The sequence below is a fragment of the Methyloradius palustris genome (assembly GCF_019703875.1).
GTDB lineage: Bacteria > Pseudomonadota > Gammaproteobacteria > Burkholderiales > Methylophilaceae > Methyloradius > Methyloradius palustris.
On sequence record NZ_AP024110.1, the window covers coordinates 2,581,515 to 2,603,987 of the forward strand.

The window sequence follows — 22,473 nt, forward strand, 5'->3', positions numbered from 1 at the left end:
TCGGGTTAAGTATTAACCCAAGCCATCAACTTGTCAGCTTAAATTCGGTGCCAGCCAGCGTTCAAGATATTCCACTGGCAAACCTCTACGTTTTGCCATATCAGTCAGCTGATCGGTACCAATCTTATCCACACTGAAGTATTTAGCATCTTGGTGTGCAAAGTAAAATCCCGATACTGCAGCGCCGGGCAACATGGCGAATGATTCAGTCAATGTCATGTTAATTTCATCGCACTGCATCACATGGAACATATCTGGTTTTACGGTATGGTCTGGGCAGGCTGGGTAACCTGGCGCAGGTCGTATGCCCTGATACTGCTCTTTTATTAGCGCTTCTTTACTCAAACTTTCATCTGCAACGTAGCCCCACAGATCGGTGCGCACGCGCTCATGCAGATACTCAGCAAAAGCTTCTGCGAGCCTGTCTGCCAAGGACTTCAGCATAATACTGCTGTAATCATCGTGGGCGTCTCCAAAGCGTTTTTCGTATTTCTCGATACCAAGACCGCTGGTCACTGCAAACATACCTATATAGTCAGCAACGCCAGAATCCTTAGGCGCAATGAAATCAGCCAAACATTGATTGGGTCGCGGCACACCATCAATCACGGGCTTTTCAGTTTGCTGGCGCATGCCGTAATAGGTAAAGGCCACTTGCGTGCGCGTTTCATCCGTATAAATCTCAATATCATCGTCATTCACCGTATTTGCAGGTAATAATGCTACGACGCCATTCGCAGTCAGCCAGCGTCCATCAATCAGCTTTTTCAGCATGGCTTGCGCTTCGGCAAACACTTTAGTGGCTGAATCGCCGACTACGCTATCCGTCAAAATCGCTGGGTAAAACCCAGCCAGATCCCAAGTCTGGAAAAACGGGCTCCAGTCGATATAAGGCACCAGTGCTGCCAGATCAAAATTCTTGAACGTGCGGCGACCAATAAACTTTGGCTTCACCGGAGTATTGCTCGCTGTGAAATCAAGTTTGGCTTTGTTGGCACGTGCCTGTGCAAGTGTCAGCATAGGCGTACCTTTTTTATTCGCATGCTGGGTGCGGGCACGGTCATAGTCAATCGCGACTTCATCAATATAGGCATCGCGCTGCTCTGGCGTGAGCAACGACTGCATTACCGACACTGAGCGTGAAGCATCGGCGACATAAATTACAGGACCCTCATAATGAGGTGCAATCTTCACTGCGGTATGGGCACGCGACGTAGTTGCACCACCAATCAACAGGGGTGTTTTCAATCCGCGAAAATACGGGTCACGCTGCATCTCACGCGCAACATGTGCCATTTCTTCAAGCGAAGGCGTAATCAAGCCAGATAAGCCAATAATGTCTGCATTTTCGGCTTTGGCCATTGCCAATATTTCGGAAGCTGGCACCATCACACCCATATTGACCACTTCAAAGTTATTGCACTGCAATACGACCGAGACGATATTCTTGCCGATGTCGTGCACGTCACCTTTTACAGTGGCGATCACCATCTTGCCTTTGGGCTTGGCGACTATGCCAGTGCGCTGTTCTTCGAGCAGTTTTTCTTCTTCGATATAAGGGATTAGATGGGCCACTGCCTGCTTCATCACACGGGCAGACTTCACCACTTGCGGCAGGAACATTTTGCCCTGGCCGAACAGGTCACCAACGACGTTCATGCCGTCCATCAAGGGGCCTTCAATCACATGAATTGGGCGACCGCCATTGTTAAGTAGTTCTTGCCGCGCCTCTTCTGTGTCAGCAACGATGAATTCAGTAATGCCATGCACCATCGCATGCGTCAGGCGTTTTTGCACGGTGGTAGGTTTTTCTGGCGTGCCGCGCCACTCCAGCGTGGCCTCTTCTTTCTTGCCGCCCGCTTTTAACGTACCTGCAATCTCGATCATGCGCTCGGTCGCATCGTCGCGACGATTCAGCACAACATCTTCAACGCGCTCTTTGAGTTCAGCGGGCAGATCATCGTAAACGCCCATCATGCCTGCGTTGACGATACCCATGGTCATGCCGGCTTTGATTGCATGGTAGAGGAATACGGTATGAATCGCCTCGCGCGCAGGGTCATTGCCGCGGAAACTAAAGCTCACATTCGATACACCACCTGAAATCTTGGCATGCGGCAGGTTTTCGCGTATCCAGCGCGTGGCATTAATAAAATCTACGGCATAGTTGTTATGCTCTTCAATGCCTGTCGCAATCGCGAAAATATTCGGGTCAAAGATAATGTCTTCAGGCGGGAAACCTACTTTTTGCACCAATAGTTCATAGGCGCGTTTGCAAATCTCGATCTTGCGCTCATAGGTATCTGCCTGGCCCTTTTCATCAAACGCCATCACGATCACCGCCGCGCCGTAACGCAGGCAAAGCTTGGCCTGACGTAAGAATTCGTCTTCGCCCTCTTTCATTGAGATTGAATTTACAATGGCTTTGCCCTGCACACATTTGAGGCCCGCCTCAATGACTGACCATTTAGATGAGTCGATCATCACTGGCACGCGTGCAATATCTGGCTCGGAAGCGACCAGATTCAAAAAGTGTGTCATCGCGGCAACGGCATCCAGCATGCCTTCATCCATATTGATATCGATGACTTGGGCGCCGTTTTCGACCTGCTGCCTTGCCACTACAAGCGCCTCATCAAATTGCCCGTTCAAAATCATGCGGGCAAAAGCTTTGGAACCAGTTACATTAGTGCGCTCGCCGACGTTAACGAACAGCGAGCTTTCATCAATCGTAAATGGCTCGAGGCCTGAGAGCCTGGTTGCAGGTTCTACATGCGGCACATTGCGCGGCTCGATCTGGGCGACCTGTTCAGCAATCGCCTTGATATGCGGTGGCGTGGTACCGCAGCAGCCACCAGCAATATTGACGAAGCCACTCTCAGCAAACTCTTTGAGTAGTGAAGAAGTATCCGCAGGTTTTTCATCAAACCCAGTATCCGACATCGGGTTTGGCAAACCGGCATTGGGATAGATACAGACGAATGTATCGGCGATTTTGGATAGTTCTTCAGCATAAGGCCTCATCAAGGCGGCACCTAAGGCGCAATTAAGGCCTATGGTCAGTGGGCGTGCATGGCGGACTGAATTCCAGAATGCAGAAACCGTCTGACCAGAGAGAATACGCCCTGAGGCATCTGTGACCGTGCCAGAAAGCATGATAGGTAAACGCGCGCCATACTCTTCAAAGAAGGTATCAATCGCAAACAGGGCTGCCTTGCAATTGAGCGTATCAAAGATGGTTTCCACCATCAGGATATCTGCACCACCAGCCACCAAGCCTCGCGTTTGCTCAAGGTAAGCAGTCACAAGCTGATCAAAGCTCACGTTACGGGCTGCAGGGTCATTCACATCTGGTGAGATTGAGGCCGTTTTAGGCGTTGGCCCAAGCGCGCCAGCCACAAAACGTGGTTTATCTGGCGTGCTGTATTTGTCGCAAGCTACGCGCGCCAGCTTGGCGGCTTCCACATTCATCTCATAGGCCAGATGGCCCATGTGGTAATCATCTTGCGCTACAGTGGTCGCACCAAAAGTATTGGTCTCGATAATATCTGCGCCTGCAGCAAGATATTGTTCATGTATCTCGTGGATTACATCTGGGCGAGTCAGCGTCAATAACTCATTATTCCCTTTTACGAATAACTCACGTTCACCTTTTGGTGCCGCAAAATCAGCAAAACGCTGGCCACGATAATCCTGCTCAGTCAGTTTGTACTGCTGAATCATGGTACCCATTGCGCCATCAAGAATCAGGATGCGCTGCGCAAGCAGCTCGCGTAAACGCAGTTCAGTCGCGGAAATCGATAAAGATGAGGTTACATCTTGGGTCATTTAAAGCTTTCAAGAACAGTTTTGGTGCATAACAGCTACTTAATATTGAGGCGATGCTCTACATCTCAAGCTTAAATAGCAAAGCACCTTATTTTCTCACGTCTTAGGACAAACTAGCACCCATTAAATGCCCTATCCAGTAGGTCATCACGCCAGCACTGCCACCAATCAGTAGCATCCGTAGCCCACCCAGCAAAGCGTTGCGCCCAGTGAACAGGGATAAGATAGCGCCTACTAGAAAAAGTGCGATGCCAGCAAAGGCGACGGATAGCGTCAGAGCATGTGTTAATCGAAACAAGTAAGGCAGCAATGGAATTGCGCCACCAAAGACAAAAGCAGTAAAAGAAGAGATAGCTGCTAACCAAGGCGAACCCAGCTCATCTGGGTTCAAGCCAAGCTCTTCGCGAGCAAGGGTATCAAGCCCCAATTCAGGGTCGGCAACCAGTTTATTTGCGAGCTTCTGCGCATCCGCTGGATCCATGCCTCGCGCCACATAAATCAGCGCCAGTTCACTGGCCTCTTCTTCTGGATATTGCACCAGCTCTGCACGCTCCAAGCCAATTTGATATTCGAACATTTCGCGCTGGGATCGCATGGAAATATATTCACCTGCAGCCATTGAGAAAGCACCTGCCAAAAGGCCAGCGACCCCAGTCAATAAGATGGCGCTATTCGCCGTGGCGGCACCAGCCACGCCCATCACCAAACAGGCTATTGATACCAAGCCGTCATTCACGCCAAACACCGCTGCACGCAGACCGCCACTTGAGCTGACGCCTGAATGACTTGCACCTACTTCTTCGAGCTTTTCTGGTACAGGGTGATAACCCACCAAACGACTATTAGAGTAAATAGAAAGGCCGCGGATTTTGACGGCCGCTAATATAGGCTTGATTCTGCTAGTGCCAAACTGATGAATCAGGCATCCAACTAACTTAGTGCGCATATCTGGTTTATAACTTACTGGTAGAGGCAAACCTTCGTTCTTAACCAATGCCGCCCAGCTTTGAGATTGCTGCAGCGCCTCATGTGAAAGCTTAAGAAAAAGCTGTTTACGCACTGCATCTTTTTCAGCCTCAGCCATGAGCCTATATATATAAGAAGAGCGCTGCTCTTCATACCAGCTTTTTAAGCCTTTACTATTTGTCATATTTATACAGACTACAGCCCATTGCGCCTGTATTGCACAGCTTCTGCAATATGTGCTGATTGAATCGCTTCAGAACCTGCCAAGTCAGCAATCGTTCGCGCCACTTTTAGAATGCGATGATAAGCCCGTGCTGAAAGGCTCAATTTGATAATCGCCATTTTGAGCAGATTTAGCCCTGCGTCATCTGGCGTGCAATATAAGTCCACCTCTTTACTCGTCAGCAAATGATTAGCTTTCCCTTGGCGCTTTAACTGAACATCTCGTGCAAGCTCAACACGCTGGCGAATATCGAGGCTAGGTTCACCATTAGCAGCAGCGGTAAGCTCTTCATCACGTAGGGCGAGCACTTCTATATGTAGATCAATTCTATCTAGCAAAGGCCCTGAAATTTTTGCGCGGTAACGTGACACCTGGTCTGGCGTACAACGACACTTATTATTATGGTGCCCCAAGTAACCACAAGGGCAGGGGTTCATCGCAGCCAGCAATTGAAAACTCGCGGGGAAGTCTGCTTGACGTGCAGCGCGTGAAATAGTGATATGGCCAGATTCCAATGGCTCGCGCAATACCTCTAATACTTTGCGATCAAATTCTGGCAATTCATCAAGGAACAGCACACCGTGATGCGCCAACGATATTTCGCCTGGCCGTGGAATGCCACCGCCACCCACCAAGGCCACGCCAGAAGCCGTATGATGAGGCGATCGAAAAGGCCTGCGCTTCCACAACGCAGGTTTATAAGCGCCATTCAGTGATTGTATGGCTGCTGATTCCAATGCCTCCTGCTCGGTCATGCTAGGCAAGATGCCAGGGAAACGACCTGCCAGCATCGACTTACCTGTGCCTGGCGGACCTACCATCAACAGGCTGTGAGATCCCGCTGCCGCAATTTCTAGTGCACGCTTAGGTAATGACTGTCCTTTCACTTCATTAAAGTCAGGATATTCAGTGAAGCCATTGGCTGGCTCAGGAATATAACGTGGTATCTGCGTATGCCCACTTAAATGTGCACATACTTCTAATAAAGACTTGGCTGGCAATATCGTCGCCTCACTCACCAAGCCAGCTTCGGCCGCACTTTCATAAGGCAATATAAAAGCACGGCCACTGTGGCTAGCTTTATAAGTCATGGCTAAAGCACCGCGTATCGGCCGCAACTCGCCTGTTAAAGCCAACTCACCGGCTATCTCATATTGGTCTAAGCCGCTGGTAGGTATCTGCCCAGAGGCCGCTAATATGCCCAGCGCGATTGGCAAATCATAACGTCCACTCTCTTTAGGCAAATCCGCAGGTGCAAGGTTTACAGTAATGCGACGTGCCGGGAAATCAAACTGGGCAGTTTGCAGAGCAGCACGCACACGATCCTTACTTTCCTTCACCTCGGCTTCAGGCAAACCCACAATGGTAAAGCTAGGCAGGCCATTGGCCAGATGCACCTCTACTATCACCTCTGGCGCGTCCATGCCTGCTAGAGCACGGCTTTTGAGTACAGCCAAGCTCATTTTGGGCTTATATTGTTGTTTTTTTGCAACAACCCTTCCAGATCATTAAGTTTGGATTCTATATTTTGTAATTTCTCTCGTGTAACCCGCATCAAATCAGCCTGCACGTCAAATTCAGCCCTAGAAACAAGCTCCAACTTGGTGAATGCGCCCTGCAACAGTGCATGAATATTCTTTTCAATATCGCCTACTGGACTATCTTTAGCTAAGTCTCTAATTTTTATTGATAAGTCATTTAATAATTGATTATTTAACATGCATTTGCTCCAAATTTAAGGCTATTTTTCGACTATTTTATACATAAATAGTAAATTATTCGCCCCGTTATGGGGCGCTTAGTTTTAATAAACAGATACATAATTAAGTTGCTTGATAAGAGTGATTATCTTAGCATCGTAATTGCATGTTTTTCATTGTTTTATCTTTGTGGCATGAGTGTTGCTATACGTTTGTTGCTTAAGTTTTTTTGTTTTATTTGTTTGCTTTAATTTCTTGAAAGGAAATACCCATGCGTAAATCGCTACTAGCAGTTGCAGTATTAGGTACATTGTCATTCTCAGCAGCTTCATTCGCTGCTGATGAAGCTGCTGCTGCACCAGCTTCAGATTATACACCATTACTACTAACGTAGGTCTTTTCAGTAACTACATTTTCCGTGGTTTGACACAAACTGCTGGCGGCCCTGCATTGCAGGGTGGCGTTGATTTGACACATTCAAGTGGTCTTTACATTGGCGCTTGGGGTTCTAACCAAAGCTGGCTTCAGGATGCAGGCGCATACACTCACTCTAGTTTAGAAGCTGACGTTTATGGTGGCTACAGAAGCACTATTGGTGACACAGGTCTTTCATACGATGTGGGCGTGATTGAAGTTATGTACCCTGGCAATCGCACTGCTCTAAGCGCTGCAAGAGCCGACACTACTGAAGTTTATGGTGCTTTAACATATTCATATTTCACCTTCAAAGTAAACTATGCAGCTACCAATCTTTATGGCGTTAAAAACAGCGATGGTTCTTACTACTCTGATTTAACCGCTAACTACCCAGTTCCTGCTGAGTGGACAGGCATTTCAGGCCTAAGCCTTCTTGGTCACATCGGTTATCAAAAAGTATTAACTGATGCAGACGCAAATGCTCTTCCAGCAGGTTCAAACCTTAGCTACGCAGACTACAAAGTTGGCGCAAGCAAAGCTTGGGAAAATGGTGTAACAGTTGGTGGTTATTACACAAAAACCAATGCTAATCAGAACTTATACATGTCTGGTAACGATAAAAGCATTGGCTCACCAGCTATAACATTATTTGTTACAAAAACATTCTAATTAATATGAGCCGATTTATTCGGCTGTTTTAGTTAGCTGTAACAGCTTTAGTAAAAATAAAAGCAGTACCGCAAGACAGGGATGAGGCGGAAAAGCAACCCGCCTCATCTTTTTATTACACTCACCCATCAGGAGACAAGCATGAAATTCGTATCCGCTATCATCAAGCCATTTAAGCTTGACGAGGTACGTGAAGCGCTATCCGCTATTGGCGTACAGGGCATCACAGTTACTGAAGTTAAAGGTTTTGGCCGTCAAAAAGGGCACACAGAGTTATATCGTGGCGCTGAATACGTCGTAGATTTTCTTCCTAAAGTTAAACTGGAAGTTGCAATCAAAGACGACCTGTTAGACCAAGTCATTGAAGTCATAGAAAAATCTGCAACCACTGGCAAAATTGGTGATGGCAAGATTTTTGTCTTTAATCTCGAACAAGTTTATCGCATCCGCACCGGTGAAACCGGTCCAGACGCGCTTTAACAGGAGCATGAAATGAAACAAATTCTATCTATTATCGCTTTAGTGAGTGCATTAGGCTTTGGTGGCCTAAGTTTCGCTGAAGATGCAGCTCCTGCTGCAGAAGCACCAGCAGTAACTGAAGTTGCTCCAGCAGATGCAGCCGCACCAGCTGCCGCAGCTGCACCTGCAGAAGTTCCAAATAAAGGCGATACTGCCTGGATGATCGTAGCAACCGTATTAGTATTAATGATGTGTGTACCAGGCTTGGGCTTATTTTACGGTGGTATGGTACGCACAAAAAATATGCTTTCAGTGCTTATGCAAACATTCATGATTACCAGCGTGCTTGGTGTTCTCTGGGCCATCTACGGATACAGCTTAGCTTTCACACAAGGCTCAGGTGCAACCAGCGCTTTCTTTGGTGGATTTGATCGCTTGTTTTTGGCTGGTATGACTCCAGATTCAAATGCTGCAACATTCAGTAAAGGTGTTGTCATTCCTGAGTACATCTATATGTGCTTTGAATTAACTTTCGCCGTTATTACACCAGCACTAATCGTTGGTGCTTTTGCTGAGCGTATGAAATTCTCGGCAATCCTGCTGTTCATGATTCTCTGGTTCACATTCTCATATATTCCTATCGCACACATGGTTTGGTTCTGGTCAGGCCCTGATGCTTATACAGACGCTGCTGCTGCTGATGCTGCTACTGCTACCGCTGGCTTCATATTCCAGAAGGGTGCTCTAGACTTTGCAGGTGGTACCGTTGTACACATAAACGCTGGTATTGCCGGCCTAGTTGGTGCACTGGTATTGGGTAAACGTATTGGTTTTGGTAAAGAAGCCATGGCACCGCATAGCGTTACATTAACTATGGTTGGCGCTGCGTTACTATGGGTAGGTTGGTTCGGTTTCAACGTTGGTTCAAATCTAGAAGCTAGCGGTTTCGCTACCCTGGTATTTGCTAACACCTTAATTGCAACATGCGCTGCCGCAACCTCATGGATGTTCAGTGAGTGGATATTCAAAGGCAAGCCTTCAATGTTGGGTGCTGCTTCAGGCGCTGTTGCAGGCTTGGTAGCAATTACACCAGCTTGTGGTTTCGTTGGCCCAATGGGTGCGATTGTATTAGGCCTGTTAGTTTCACCACTTTGCTTCCTCTTTGTAACTAAAGTAAAAAGTGCACTTGGCTATGATGACTCACTAGATGTGTTTGGTGTTCACTGCATCGGTGGTATTTTCGGTGCTTTAGGTACTGGCATTTTGGTCAATCCAGCATTAGGCGGCACTGGCGTATATGACTACGTCGCTAACGCTGTTGCTCCATACGACTTGGTTGCTCAAATGACTAGCCAAGCATGGGGTGTAGGTATCACCATCATCTGGTCTGCTGTAGTCGCATTCATTGCTTATAAGCTGGTAGATCTTGTAGTTGGTCTACGTGTAAGTGAAGAAGTAGAGCGCGAAGGTTTAGATACAACAGAGCATGGCGAACGTGCTTATCACTATTAAGATTAATTAGATTTAGTTGCTTAGTAATGATTTAAAACGGACACTTCGGTGTCCGTTTTTTATTTTATAAATGGTTAGGGGATTTTTTCGACATTAATCAAACTTAGCAATGCTTTTGCACCACAGCTGTGCAGTGGGCACGCAAATATAAGTTGAAGCTGTATTTTCAGCAATAAAACTACTATTTTTGGCACATTTAAGTTGGCACAAGTATTGCTAATACATATACAAGCATTATTGCTTCTCAGTTGTCGAAAGACATAAAGAATTCATGAGTGCTGGCTCCATGCATTATCTCCTCCTCTTCGGACACTTCGGTGTCCGTTTTTTTGCCTGTAAGATTTATAATCAAGCATTGATTCATTCACGGGCAACTAGGCTAAAATCAGTAATGACTGTTTATTCAACATTCTGTTAACTATTGTCATCAAAATCTGAGAACTAAATCATGCGTATCGCTATTGTTATTGATCCAATTGAATCACTAAAAATTGCTAAAGATAGCTCTGTGGCCATCATGCGTGAAGCCATTAATCGTGGACACAGCGTTTTTGTCATCATGCAAAGTGGCCTGTTATTGCGTAACAACAAAGTAAAGATGATTGCGCAAACCTTTAAGTTTCAGACAGGCAATAGTTGGTATGGAGTTGGCAGCTTTGAAGAATTCGAAGCTACAGATTTTGATGCAATCATTATGCGCAAAGATCCACCCTTCGATAATGAGTACCTATACAGCACCTACCTGCTTTCAATGGCAGTAGATCAAGGCGCGCGAGTATTTAACAACCCTCAATCCATCAGAAACTGGAATGAAAAACTCGGGATTACGCAATTTCCCCAATTCACTACTGAATTTCTGGTCACCAGCAACAATCAGCTCATACGTCAATTTATCAAAGAGCAAGGTGATATCGTCGTTAAGCCATTAGACGGAATGGGGGGCAGCAACATTTATCGCCTGAGGGCAGATGACCCGAATATCAGCGTAATACTAGAGACCATCACCAATTTTGGCCAGCAAACTATCATGGCTCAACGCTATTTGCCAGCCATTAAACAGGGTGACAAACGCATATTGGTGATTGATGGTGAACCTGTACCTTATGCACTAGCCCGTGTACCTCTAAAAGGCGAAACTCGCGGCAACTTGGCAGCTGGCGGCACAGGTATCGCCCAGCCTTTAAGTGATAGAGATTACGAAATTGCCAGCACTGCTGGCACAACACTCAAAGAACAAGGTCTTTTTTTAGTAGGCCTAGATGTGATTGGCGATTACCTTACAGAGGTAAATGTGACAAGCCCAACTTGTATGGTTGAGATTGCTAGCCAGACTGATTGTAAACCAGCCAATATATTCCTAGATGCCTTAGAACTTAAATGAAGAGTCAATAATCTTCTTTTATAAAAAATGGCCACATCTAGAAACAATCTTAATAACTCACGTAATAACTCTGTTTTAGTTATCACTCTACTGATATCGCTCTTAATACATTCTTTATTAGTCATTAAAATTAGGCTTCCCTTACAGCACCTAATAAATAGTCAATCAAATAAGCCATTGGAGATCAAGCTAAGTACCCATCAGAATCCTATTAGTCAGTCTATACCTGATATAAAATCGTCAACGGAAACAGAAAGTGTTGGCTTAGTACATACCGCTAAATCGGTAATAACTGAGCTAGTTACTGAACAACCAATCCCAATATCTAATCAGCTATTAAACCCTGTCGAATCATCACCAGCTCAACAGTCTAATGATATTAAAGTTCAAGCTATAGATCACAAACAAGCAGATATTGGACAAGATCAATTAACTCCAGCAACTGATATTAAAATTGAATTCCAAATAATTTCTGGCAATGATGGTAAATTACTTGATTCAGGACAGCAGCATTTTGCATTGGATGGGAGAAATAACTATCAGTTAGATATCAATAGTAATCATAGTGAAAATGATGCTTATGAAAACTGGGATATAGAAATTACAGGTGCCCTATATAGCAATAGGTTAAGCCCTTCGAAGTATTACACCAATGGTACGCAAGCATATAAGTTATTACGTTTGAGTCGAATATCTAGAGAGGAGTTAATATCAGCAGAACCAACTAAAGGAATGATGCCAGATGGTTTACTAGATAGACAAAGCCTAATTTATCAATTTATGTTTTCACCTCCGACAAGCACTGACAGTAAATTATTCCTTACTGATGGCGCAAAAATTAGTATTTATACAGTACATCTTTTAAATATTGAATTACTAGATACAACTTCATATGGAAAACTGACTACGGTACATCTAGTACTATCAAACTCCGATAATAATGAAACTATCGATTTATGGTTAGCGCCAACCTTCAAATATTTACCATTTAAAATACGGCATGTACAACCTGATGGAAAAATAACAGAACAACTCATACAAACAGTATCTATTAAATAGATTTAGCTTTATTCATTTTATAAATGGCCACAAACAAGGCTTTGTAAGTGACCATTCGCTACTGTTATATGCTAGCAGATATTTCTAATGAGTTATCAACTCTCTCCATGAAGTACGACGAGTATCAGCTGGCGTTGGATTATCTAATGTGCCTTTGTTTATTACATTGCCTCCCAATATTGTACCCGTCTTACCAGACCCACCTCCAGTAGCACTGCTACTAGTCGTGTATACCGTTGCGCCTGATGCCAGCTGATTTCCCAGCTTGAACGCTACTACTCCACTGGTAGAACCGCTTGCAGGGCCTCCCGTTCTATAATCTACTTGATACTGGAAGCTGTATCCGCCTAAATTGCAGGCTAGTGTAGTAGGAATATTAGTATTAAATATAAGTAAGTTTAAATCAAATGAGGGGTCTGTATTGGCACGTTCCCCTGCGACAGGCAAATCAAAATACCATCCGCCTTTAGTTGTATAGTCGACTAAATTACTCGAACTAGTCCTCACTGGGTCGCCAGCAGTACATATTAATGCTGAAATCCCGAGCGGACATGTACCTACTGATTGAGTCTGTTGAACAAAACTTGAACGCGGATCTGAATATATTGCAGTGCCTGATGCAGTAGTAGTTCCTGGGTCTTTCACTGCATAAAATGACTGAGTAGTTACCTTAGCCACATCAGTTGCATCTAAATATGCACCAGTTCCTGCATATACAACCGTGTAAGTATCAACAATTCCCAAAGTTGGCTTCGCTGTCAGCGGTTGAAGATTGCCAGCAGTGTCTTTAAAAGTTGCCATTAATTGCGCAGTTGACTTGAAAGGTATGAAAGGTACTGGAGATGTTGAAGTAAGCTGATTAGTATCGAATCTCCATAAATTACCATACATATCACCACCATAAACTGCTTTCATGCTGGCATCAGTATTTCCATTTGTAACTTGAGCCACAATTTTGGATAATCCACTTGGGGACGCAGTACTGCCAAATCCAGTACTCACACCAACAGTACTTACACCGCTCGTAGTCTGAGTCTGAGTCGGTATTCCAGTATTAGCATCAACAACAAAAAGCCGGCCTACACCATCCCCCCCCGTACTCGTGGCATCAGGAACGTTATTGTAGCCAGAGCTAAATAGCACCACCCATTTACCATCACTTTGTTTAGCAATCTGAGGATTGCCATAAGTGTATCCAAGATTAGGAGTACTGTATTCCCATAAAGCTTTTGGATTATTGGGGTCAGTAATATCTAGTGCATAATAAACTCTACCCCCTCCACCCAGCCCACCTATTAATATAGTTTTCCAAACTGCATTATCAGTACTATCGCAAGAACTAGTACAAATATCTCCAACCTCTTGTATGCCATCAACAAAATAGCGATGATATGTCGAATAATCCTTACTAGCCAGCTTGTATAAGTCTTTTAATAAGACTGATGGAATATAAGCCCAAAGCTCCTGACCAGCATCTATTCCCTGACTGATATCACTATTTTGAGCTTGAATATTTGCTGTTGCTTTAGCAGCATCTCCAGGATCAGCAATTGTAGCTTTTAGTGCTGCCTCAGCAGTAGCTGAACCCTGTGCTCTAAACGCGTGCAACATGCCATCATTAGCACCAACAATCGCAAGAGAAAGTCTGTTTGCCTTATCAGCCGCAAATTTACTATATCCAGCATCAGCGTATGAATATTTAGGTGGGCCGACATAAGTGACTGGAGAATTCACAATATCCCCTAATACATGACTCCGCTGGCGGAAGTATTTCGCATTATCAGTCACTGCACCTTCATTACTTCTATCACCAATCAAGTAATTTACGAGCGCAGCACCTGCTGCTGCATCTTGTGATGTACTAGGAATACAAGGAACGGCTTTGGCGCAAGTGAACTGAGCGATACCTGTTGTCGAATTAGTAAGCGTTGCTTTATTAAAACGAGGGTCTGTTCCAAAATTGTTCACAGTGAAGTTTTTTAAATTCGTAGATGTATTAGTGCTGTCAAATGTATATATCACACGCGACGATACTGATCTGTTATCTAACTTTGATTGCGCAGCCCAGTCAATCCTACTTGTAGTAAGGCCAGTATTAGGGTCAATTTGTTTACGAATGACTTCACCATCCCAACTTCCACTGGCAAATGACGTGCTAAAGGCAAAATTGTCTACTGAAGTCACATTTGCTGAGCTAGTAGATAGACCAGTAGATGATCCTCTCGCATTGTTCACTGTTGAAAGAGCCGTATTGATACTGTTAGCAAGACTAGTTGGGTCAGTCGCACTGTAATAGTCACCACGTCCATTAATGCCTGCATGCCACAGATCATCTATACCGGACTGATCATTTGTCAGTGGAAATGGCCAGTTACAAGTACCGCTATTTTGCCAGCTACATATTCCTGAAGCTGGAACTGCTGTAGTATCAGTAGCCACTGACGCATAATCAGGACTACCGCCATTTTCTACACTGTTGGCATACTTTTGAGTATATTGCATAAACCCTGAAGCACCCAAACCCAAGGTAAAGGTTGTCATATGCTGTGCCGTATTTAGGTCTGCTCCAGTAGGTGCAACATTATTGAGACTATCTGGACTGGCATTGGCACATATCGCGTTATTAATGGTGGTGGTACCATCAGCCGCTGTCACTGGTGCTCCAACACAATTGCCCAGTGAATAAGTGCGTAAATCTGTTTTATAGTAATACTCAGCAACGTCTGCCAGTGTATTTGATGTACCAGTGCCCGCCGCAGTGCTGCAGGTAATAGTTTGATATCCATTATCAAAAGTAGGCGACCGCGGTGTGCATACCGCAATATTGGTTGCCACAGGTGGCAGTGACTGACATGTTGTTGTTACATAGTCAGAAGTTGTTGAAGGCGTACAAGCTGGCACAAAAGTTACTGAATGCTGCTTACTTACACAATTGGTCTGCAAGTAATTTGGTCCAGCTCCAACTGATGTAGTATTAGGAGTACATGTGCTTACGGGAACGAATGTATCTGCTGTATTTGTCGTTTGAAGGCACTGCACATTTTTACCATTAGCATCAAATGTAAACAGCGGTGTAGCTGTTGCAACAGGCGTACAAGAGGGAACATTTACAAACTCATTTGCATCTACTACGCTATTAGTAGGTATCCCTGGATTAGTAACTACATCACATTTTGTCGCAGTTGTTGCTGCAACTCCATTTACGATTGAATCTCGCGCTTTGCTATCAGTATTAGCACAAGCACTTGCAACTGGTGTTGTAAAAGCATTATAAGCGCAAGCAGTATCAACCCTTCGGGTAACTCCAGAGTTTGGCACATTACTGGTAGATATAGAGCTTGGGGTGCAACTAGATACATCAGCAGATGTTGCTAAAGATGTTTGCTCAACAGTTTGGGCAGTAGATAACAAAGTACATGCCACAGCCTGCGCATTTACAAAACCTGCTTCAGACTTAACTGTACACGTGCCAGCATAAGTTGTTACAGCTGGCGCGTATTGGCAGTTCACTGCCGTTTTTGTTGTATAAGTAGGCCCCGCATCTCGTGCTACTACTGCACAAGATGAAGCATCAGAAAACAAACTATAAGCTGAGTATTGACATGTATTGGTGATAGGGCCGACATAATTTGTTCCATTGCCCCCATTGGAAGGGCTGCCAACGGTGCAGTTAGTCGCAGTAACGTCCGCAAGAGCCGAATTGGCGCTATATGTGCAGCTACGTATAGTATAAAGACTCCACGGCTGTGCTGACTGCTGATCGATTCTAGCGCAGCTGGTTGCATTAGTATTGGTACTAGTTTGCGCATAAGAACAGGTTTTGGTGTAGCCTAAACCCGCTGCTAACGAGACATCACTACATGTGCCACTGGTCACATTAGCCGCAGTACCTTGCACATATTGACATTCGGTAGCTGTTGTTAAATTTGCAGATGTTGTAGTGGTGCCAGCAGCAGGATTTCGGGGACTAGAACTGCAGCTTGTAATAGTAGGATAAGTTTTAGTAGTTGTTGCGGTACTAGGATACTCACAAGTTGTCAGAGCGGTACCATTAATAAGACTGCCAGCACTCCCTTGGCATGGAACGGCGCTTGCGCCATTAGTACCATTTGAGGGGGAAGTAGCGAATCGACATTGATTGATACTGCCATAACTTGTGCTGTTAGCAGCCTCCGATGATGGCACTGCTCCCCCAGAAATGCAAGCCTGGCCTATACTTGTGGCTGCTTGTGATTGTATAGTCGTAGAACTTGGGTAAGTGCAACTGACCTTATCTATGATGCTCCATGCAGGTCCAGTTGAATATGATTCATTGCAGGTGGTTACAGAGGTTGCTGCGCCAGCTCCTGTCTCGGCTGTTGAGTTATATTGGCAATCTTGCGCAACTACATATTGAGCATTATTACTAGTGCTAGTCGTTGATTTAGCCGTTGTATTACAAGTAGCAGTCGTATTTGCATAAGCTGCGTCCGGGGTTGTACCGTTGTAATCACAAAGAACTTTATCTCCAGTATAAGGTGATGCAGTTTGATTATGAACCGTGCAAGTACCTGATGTTGAAGTAGGGCCGCTACTTTTAGTAGCGGAATATTGACAACTCGTTTGTGTAAGTTGATCTATAGAGGTACCTGCGGTACAAGTTGGTACACTAGCGACCTGGCTTGCAGCCACCCAACCCGCTTGTACATAGGTGCAACTCACTTGCTTGCTGTAAGGAGAACTTGTGTCAGCGCCATGAGCAACACATAAGCTTGCCGTAGTTGAAGTTAATGGATATTTACTACCCTGCGCTTGATATGCACATGCATTGTACGGTAACCATTTACCACTCCCGCTACTTGGAGTACCTGCAGTGCAAGTGTTTAGATTCTGAGTAACGTTACCATCTGCATACTGACAAGCCACCACAGTCCGAGTGGTATAGCCAGACTGAGCAATTGGTGTGCAGCTACCATCCGATGCTGTCGAATCGACATACTGTGGTGAAGTAGCATCTACATATTGGCATGTCACTACTGTAGTAGTACTCCCAGAATTAGTAGTGCCTGGTATACAAGTGCCACCTGCAGGAACGTCCAGCCAACCAGTATCATTTACGTTACCGTCGGCAGTACTTACGGTTTCTTTTTGTAAATTTCTAGTATAGACCTGTAATTTTCTTGCGGTTTGTTTCAAAAGAGTATCTTGCTCATTACGTGTCGCCACGTTTTGCTGCAAAGGATAGACTGTACTACGTGGAGTGTAAGTTCTTTGTTGTAAAGAATATTTAGTTTGTATAGGTTTTACAGTAACTGTTTCAACAGGATATATTTTCTTTATTGGATCATAGGTCGTTTGCTGCAACAAATTAGTTGTTTGCTGTAAAACACTAGTGACTGAAGTGAGAGTGTTATAACTAGCCTGTAATGTCGAGGTGGCTTTTTGTAGATTTTTAGTATCCACCTGATAAGGATATATATAAAAAGTTCTCTGATTTTGATGCAAATTGCTTGTGCTTTTCGTTTGTTGCGTAGTCTTACTCATTATAAAGTTCGTATTTGTGGCAACTTGATCTACTGTTTGTGTAGTCTGCTGGATAATTTGCTGAACCGTTGCACCATCATAATATGGACGTGGTTCATTACCATCCTGTTCGCCAATTGCAGAACCGTCTAACTGAGTAGGTGTTGCGCTTTCATTCCAATATCCGTCAGTTGATAGAATTGTATAGTTTTGCTGGCATGAATACTGTACAGGGTCACTTACAGTTCTTGAGTTCAAAGTTGAACTTGGCAACAGGTTCGCATAAATCTTTCCTGCATTGGATAATGCCGTGCGAAGTGGTGTTTGCCCTGTAGGATAAGCTCTGAATAACTGTGTGTACCATAGATACTTGTTCGGATTTGAGAATGTCGTAATATCCAGATAATCGTTAATTTCTGATCGTGGAGCTGTCGGTGGAGTTTTATTTACATTTAAGGGATCCTGAGTTCCATTGTTGATAGTGAAATAACCCACCCTAAACTGACTCTCTGTTAAGTCAAATGCTTGGCTCACGACAGTTTTCATCATTTGCATACGCGTCTGGTAATAGGCATACCAGTTAGCATAATTTGTCATTTCTTCAGAGTAAGTACACAAAGTACTCGCGCAATCGGTACGGTTAGGCGCTTTTGCACAACCTGTTGTACCTGCAACACAAGCATACCCATAAGTAGATAAAATACCTACTACAGAAGTCTTGAATACACTTCCTGGCGTAGCTGTAAACGCTGTAGCAGATGCTGTTATGTTAGTAGTGATATTAAATTGTGGTGTATTTGTACTGTTCTGAGTAATAGCTGGGCTATTTGTCGTAGCAGATGGAGCAGAAATGATAAGCGTATTTCCTCCATCATAGAAAGCGCTGTAGCCCGAAACATTACAGTTACCAGTAGCTACGGCAGTACAATTATTGATTTGAGTTACAATTGCATTTAGCAAACCTGATACCGAGCTGACCGTGGTTGTAATTGGCTGACTTAATATTTGCGCACTAACTGCGGTGGCGCCAATAGTACCAACTGAAATACCACTAATAGTTGTAGAGCCAGCTCCCGAGAAAGTAATGTTTGAGATGCCGCCAGGGCTAGGTGCCCGGAAATAAGTATAACTAGTGACACTATTATTTGTGTTAGTTGTAGTTGCGACAATTTGTTTTGCTTGGCACCCACCAGTTGCTGTTGCATCTGCGCTAGATGTTGGTGCAATCGCCTCTGCAGCCGTATGGCACCAGCGCAATTTGGCCTCATATTTGTAAATAGTATCCTTAGTGGTTTTGCAATTTCTCAATAAAGGACTATCGCAAAACTCACCAGCAATTGTTGTGTAATAATTAACATTTCCAACTAAATTACCGTAATTCTTGGGGTCATTAACAAGGTCGACGGTGGTCGGATTGACTATACGATATTGAACGCCATAGCGATCCTTCGGCACCTTTGTCCATGCAGGTGTAGCTGTGAATGTGGCTGTATTAATTGCATTCTGTGAGGGATATGTAGTTTTATCGACATTGCCACCTTCGTCATACATCGTTGGCGGGGTGTAATTAATAGCAGGATTATAGGCAACACCATTAAAAGCAGAATTACTAAATAGATGAGGGATTAATACGTTTGCCCAATCTGGCAGATATGCCCAGCTCATACTAAAAGAGTCATCTAGCACAAACATAATATTTGGAAGAACTTGTTGCGAAGTATATTGAGTAGTAATAGGTTGGGTAGCTAGCTTCGTAACATCCGCATTACTGGTACCACTCAATAATACTAATAGAGTGGAAACACCCGCGATATTTTTAAAAAATTTATTAATGTTCATTATAATTCTCCCTAAACTAAACTACAGCGCAACAATTGTTTGTACATAGCTGACGGTATTACGAGGTCCTAAAACTTGACTAGTAATTCTATAATATTGCTGTCTAGGAGGAATTATAGGTACACAACCAGCTGTAATACATACAGTAGAAATAGAAGCTGGAACTGCGCAACCTGCAGAAGGTGTATCAGGATCTACATCTACACCTTGTAATTTACACATCCGCTGAATAATATAATTCACACTATTGCCTGTGCCGCCTACATCTGAACCTGCTGACTTTGCATGCATTTGCGGTATCGCAGCCAGTACACTCCAGTCATACCCAATTGTTGGATCCCAAGTAGCGGCATAGCCATCACCCAAGCTATCAACTCTCAATTTAGTACCCACGTTATTATCTTGTAACCACTTAATAGCTAGCTCAGCACCCACATCAGCCGCGTTAGTAGCAGATTGTTGAAACGCAAGATTACCTGCAATGATATTGGTTGTATCAACAGATCGAACCATAGCAATAGCTGCCAACGTCATAGCAACAAGTACGATAAGTGCTACTAGAAGAATTACACCTTCTTGTTTTGCAATTTTTGGATAATAAATTTTCATTTTAATGAATCTATATTTAGTAAAATTCAAGAATTACATTGAGATTCTGATATTGCGAGTATTGAAGTAATGTTACGTAGTGGCACTACTGTTTGAAAAACTTTGTAACGGTAGTTCTGCCATGAAAATCCGCTCGCCATAATTGTAGTGGGTATACCCGTTAGATCTATTGGAGTAGAAATAATGGCAGGAGGAGGTGCTCCAGATAAACTAGCTTGCTGACCTCTCCAAGTAATAGTATTGGTACTAGTAGTATTTGTGACCAAATCTTTTTCTGGCTGCGAACTGCGCGAAACTAATGCAATCTGAATTGACGATACTTTAAGCCAATCACAATTGGTAACTGGCTGAACTTGATCATATATATCGACAATCCCATCTAATTTTGCGCTTGTATCACGTCCATACTGAACCCGCATACTTACAATATTGTCTGAAATTGGCTCCCATATAGTTGTATCAGTAAGGTTTGCTGAGCTAGTAGAAGCACAGTTCTTAATAAAATAATCACAAACTGTAAGCCTTCCATTTCTAATGGCATAAGCCAATATTTTTAAGCTAGAACCAAGGTTATATAGATTTCCTGGACTCGCACCTGGGGGTGGTACACCTATTGGCACTTGCACATTCAAATTAGGCGCCTGAATAGTGGCTTTTTCAATATTCAAAGTACACGGATTTGGCCTGACGGCAGGTTCAGCAACCACGTAATCACCAGTAGTAAATGCTGAAATGGTATTAACGCCATATTGCTGTTGTACCGGTTGTGCAGTAATAACATCCCCTTCAGAAGCACCGTTACTACTGCCATAGTACACAAGCAAGGTATCAGTATTCGGATCACCCGCTGGAATATCGCCTGAATTAATTGTAACTGGTGCAAGTGGCAAATTTACACCCGAAGTTCCTGCAGGCAACTGAGCTTTGCAACCTATTAAGTTAGGAGCCATGAGGTTCCATCCACTTTGCCGAATATCCCTTTGAATACCATACAATGCAATAGCTCCATTATTTTGAGCATCAGCACCACCTGTAGTGCTTCGCTTTTGCCCCTCAAATAAAGAGAAAACCTGCATGATTACAATCACTCCCAAAAGACCGATAACCATAGCGACCATAACCTCAATCAGTGTAAAACCATTATTTCTATGGTTAGCTAGACTCAGAATGCCTTTATAGGAGCGAAAGCGTGAACAATCAGATTTGCGTAAATTCATAGTTTGGGCTTATACAACTTGAAAAACGACGGTGTATGTATGCGCGGGATCTGTTGATTGTTGCTTAGGTGCGCGCCACCTTACAGTAATTTGTACTGTGCTACTTAAAGTATATCCACCTGTAGTTACAGGAGTAACTGTTACTATAGGTGGCAAACCAGCACTATTAGCATCACCAGCAACACCTGGCAAAACCTTAGCGACTTCTGCTGACCATAAAGTATATGCACAAGCAGTACAATCACTCTGAAAATTAGACTTTAATGTTGCAGGCGTCCTATCCCCCACCCACATCTGACCAATTAACTGGTTTGCAAACAAACTTGCATCTGAGCGATATTTAGCATCTGAAGTGGCGCTTATAGAAGCAGCCTGAAGACCAACAACAGCTAATATGCCTAGTGAAAATATCAATATGCCAATTAAAGCTTCAAGTAACATCACACCCGATTGTTGTTTATGCATGACCATTAACATCCTTGTGGATCAGATGAGTTGAGTGCAGGGTCGCACATGCGAATATTCCCCCCCGTACTAACTGCAACATTCATACAACGTATACCATCCACAGAAGCTGTGGTACAAGCACCCCCTTTGGAATTAATAACTGAAATAACAATTGGGGCAACAGGTATAGCATTACCGCTAGCGTCAGTGCCACTACTTACTTGACGTCCCAATCCATTAAAAATGATAGTAGATGCAGTTGTTGAAGATACCTCCGCGTTAGATGCGCCATCTTTATTTGACCATGCCTGAATAACACCTGTTGAAGACGTATCAGTAACAAAACTGGCACATGCGCTCACAGGACTTCCCAAACTTACAACCCAATTTGTTCCAGAATTACTAATGGCGCAACTAGCATCAATACTAGTTGTTAACTGAAAACGAACATTTGCATTACGTCTTACAGCTTCTGCACGCGCCAACTGTAAACCATTCTGAATTGACTCAGCAGCAGTACGCACTTGCGTACTTTGTATCCACAGGCGTAAAGATGGAATGCCAGAAGCAATCAATATCCCTAATACTGCTAAAGTAATAGCAATTTCAATTAGAGAAAAACCTTTTGAATGCGTACTCATATTA

The 22,473-nt window shown here is 44.0% G+C and carries 15 protein-coding genes; 6 read left to right on the plus strand and 9 right to left on the minus strand.

Annotation, left to right across the window (positions count from 1 at the left end):
* Positions 1–33: 33 nt before the first annotated feature.
* The 4 genes from metH to ZMTM_RS12500 form a co-directional block, all read right to left on the minus strand.
* The gene (gene metH / locus ZMTM_RS12485) at positions 34–3,828 is read right to left on the minus strand and encodes a methionine synthase (protein WP_221764155.1); all 3,795 of its coding nucleotides are present in this window, start codon (positions 3,826–3,828) and stop codon (positions 34–36) included.
* 103 nt (positions 3,829–3,931) lie between these two features.
* Entirely contained in the window at positions 3,932–4,978 is a 1,047-nt protein-coding gene (locus ZMTM_RS12490; RefSeq protein WP_221764156.1) for a VIT1/CCC1 transporter family protein, read from the minus strand.
* A gap of 11 nt (positions 4,979–4,989) precedes the next feature.
* Positions 4,990–6,480 (minus strand): YifB family Mg chelatase-like AAA ATPase, encoded by a 1,491-nt coding sequence (locus tag ZMTM_RS12495; protein ID WP_221764157.1) that lies wholly within the window; start codon positions 6,478–6,480, stop codon positions 4,990–4,992.
* Entirely contained in the window at positions 6,477–6,737 is a 261-nt protein-coding gene (locus ZMTM_RS12500) for an accessory factor UbiK family protein (RefSeq protein WP_221764158.1), read from the minus strand. The genes ZMTM_RS12495 and ZMTM_RS12500 overlap by 4 nt, the downstream gene beginning before the upstream one ends.
* Positions 6,738–6,988: 251 nt before the next feature.
* Here ZMTM_RS12500 and ZMTM_RS13535 point away from each other — a divergent pair, with 251 nt between their 5' ends.
* The 6 genes from ZMTM_RS13535 to ZMTM_RS12525 all read left to right on the plus strand — a co-directional run bounded on the left by ZMTM_RS13535 (position 6,989) and on the right by ZMTM_RS12525 (position 12,214).
* Positions 6,989–7,111, plus strand: a complete 123-nt coding sequence (locus ZMTM_RS13535) for a hypothetical protein (RefSeq protein ID WP_264081912.1) — start codon at positions 6,989–6,991, stop codon at positions 7,109–7,111.
* A 29-nt stretch (positions 7,112–7,140) separates the two neighbouring features.
* Positions 7,141–7,803: a TorF family putative porin gene (locus tag ZMTM_RS12505; RefSeq protein WP_264081913.1), complete on the plus strand. Its 663-nt coding sequence runs from the start codon at positions 7,141–7,143 to the stop codon at positions 7,801–7,803.
* Between the two features lie 141 nt (positions 7,804–7,944).
* Positions 7,945–8,283: a P-II family nitrogen regulator gene (glnK, locus tag ZMTM_RS12510; protein WP_221764159.1), complete on the plus strand. Its 339-nt coding sequence runs from the start codon at positions 7,945–7,947 to the stop codon at positions 8,281–8,283.
* Between the two features lie 12 nt (positions 8,284–8,295).
* Positions 8,296–9,774: an ammonium transporter gene (locus tag ZMTM_RS12515; protein ID WP_221764160.1), complete on the plus strand. Its 1,479-nt coding sequence runs from the start codon at positions 8,296–8,298 to the stop codon at positions 9,772–9,774.
* A gap of 448 nt (positions 9,775–10,222) precedes the next feature.
* Positions 10,223–11,155 carry a glutathione synthase gene (gshB, locus tag ZMTM_RS12520; RefSeq protein ID WP_221764161.1) on the plus strand — a complete coding sequence of 311 codons (933 nt, stop codon included), beginning with the start codon at positions 10,223–10,225 and terminating at the stop codon, positions 11,153–11,155.
* A 177-nt stretch (positions 11,156–11,332) separates the two neighbouring features.
* Entirely contained in the window at positions 11,333–12,214 is an 882-nt protein-coding gene (locus ZMTM_RS12525; protein ID WP_221764162.1) for a DUF3108 domain-containing protein, read from the plus strand.
* An 84-nt stretch (positions 12,215–12,298) separates the two neighbouring features.
* Here the strand turns inward: ZMTM_RS12525 and ZMTM_RS12530 are convergent, their stop codons facing one another.
* Genes ZMTM_RS12530 through ZMTM_RS12550 form a run of 5 tightly spaced genes read right to left on the minus strand, consistent with a single transcriptional unit; the run spans position 12,299 to position 22,469 of the window.
* A complete protein-coding gene (locus ZMTM_RS12530; protein WP_221764163.1) occupies positions 12,299–19,555 on the minus strand; it encodes a pilus assembly protein in 7,257 nt (2,418 codons plus the stop codon).
* A gap of 21 nt (positions 19,556–19,576) precedes the next feature.
* Positions 19,577–20,194 carry a pilus assembly PilX family protein gene (locus ZMTM_RS12535; RefSeq protein ID WP_221764164.1) on the minus strand — a complete coding sequence of 206 codons (618 nt, stop codon included), beginning with the start codon at positions 20,192–20,194 and terminating at the stop codon, positions 19,577–19,579.
* On the minus strand, positions 20,191–21,381 hold the full coding sequence (locus ZMTM_RS12540) for a PilW family protein (RefSeq protein WP_221764165.1): 1,191 nt from the start codon (positions 21,379–21,381) through the stop codon (positions 20,191–20,193). Before ZMTM_RS12540 ends, ZMTM_RS12535 begins: the two co-directional genes overlap by 4 nt.
* 9 nt (positions 21,382–21,390) lie before the next feature.
* Complete coding sequence (locus ZMTM_RS12545; RefSeq protein ID WP_221764166.1) at positions 21,391–21,846, minus strand: PilV family protein; 456 nt, start codon at positions 21,844–21,846, stop codon at positions 21,391–21,393.
* Positions 21,847–21,851: 5 nt separating this feature from the next.
* Positions 21,852–22,469 carry a GspH/FimT family pseudopilin gene (locus tag ZMTM_RS12550; protein WP_221765726.1) on the minus strand — a complete coding sequence of 206 codons (618 nt, stop codon included), beginning with the start codon at positions 22,467–22,469 and terminating at the stop codon, positions 21,852–21,854.
* Between the last annotated feature and the right edge of the window lie 4 nt (positions 22,470–22,473).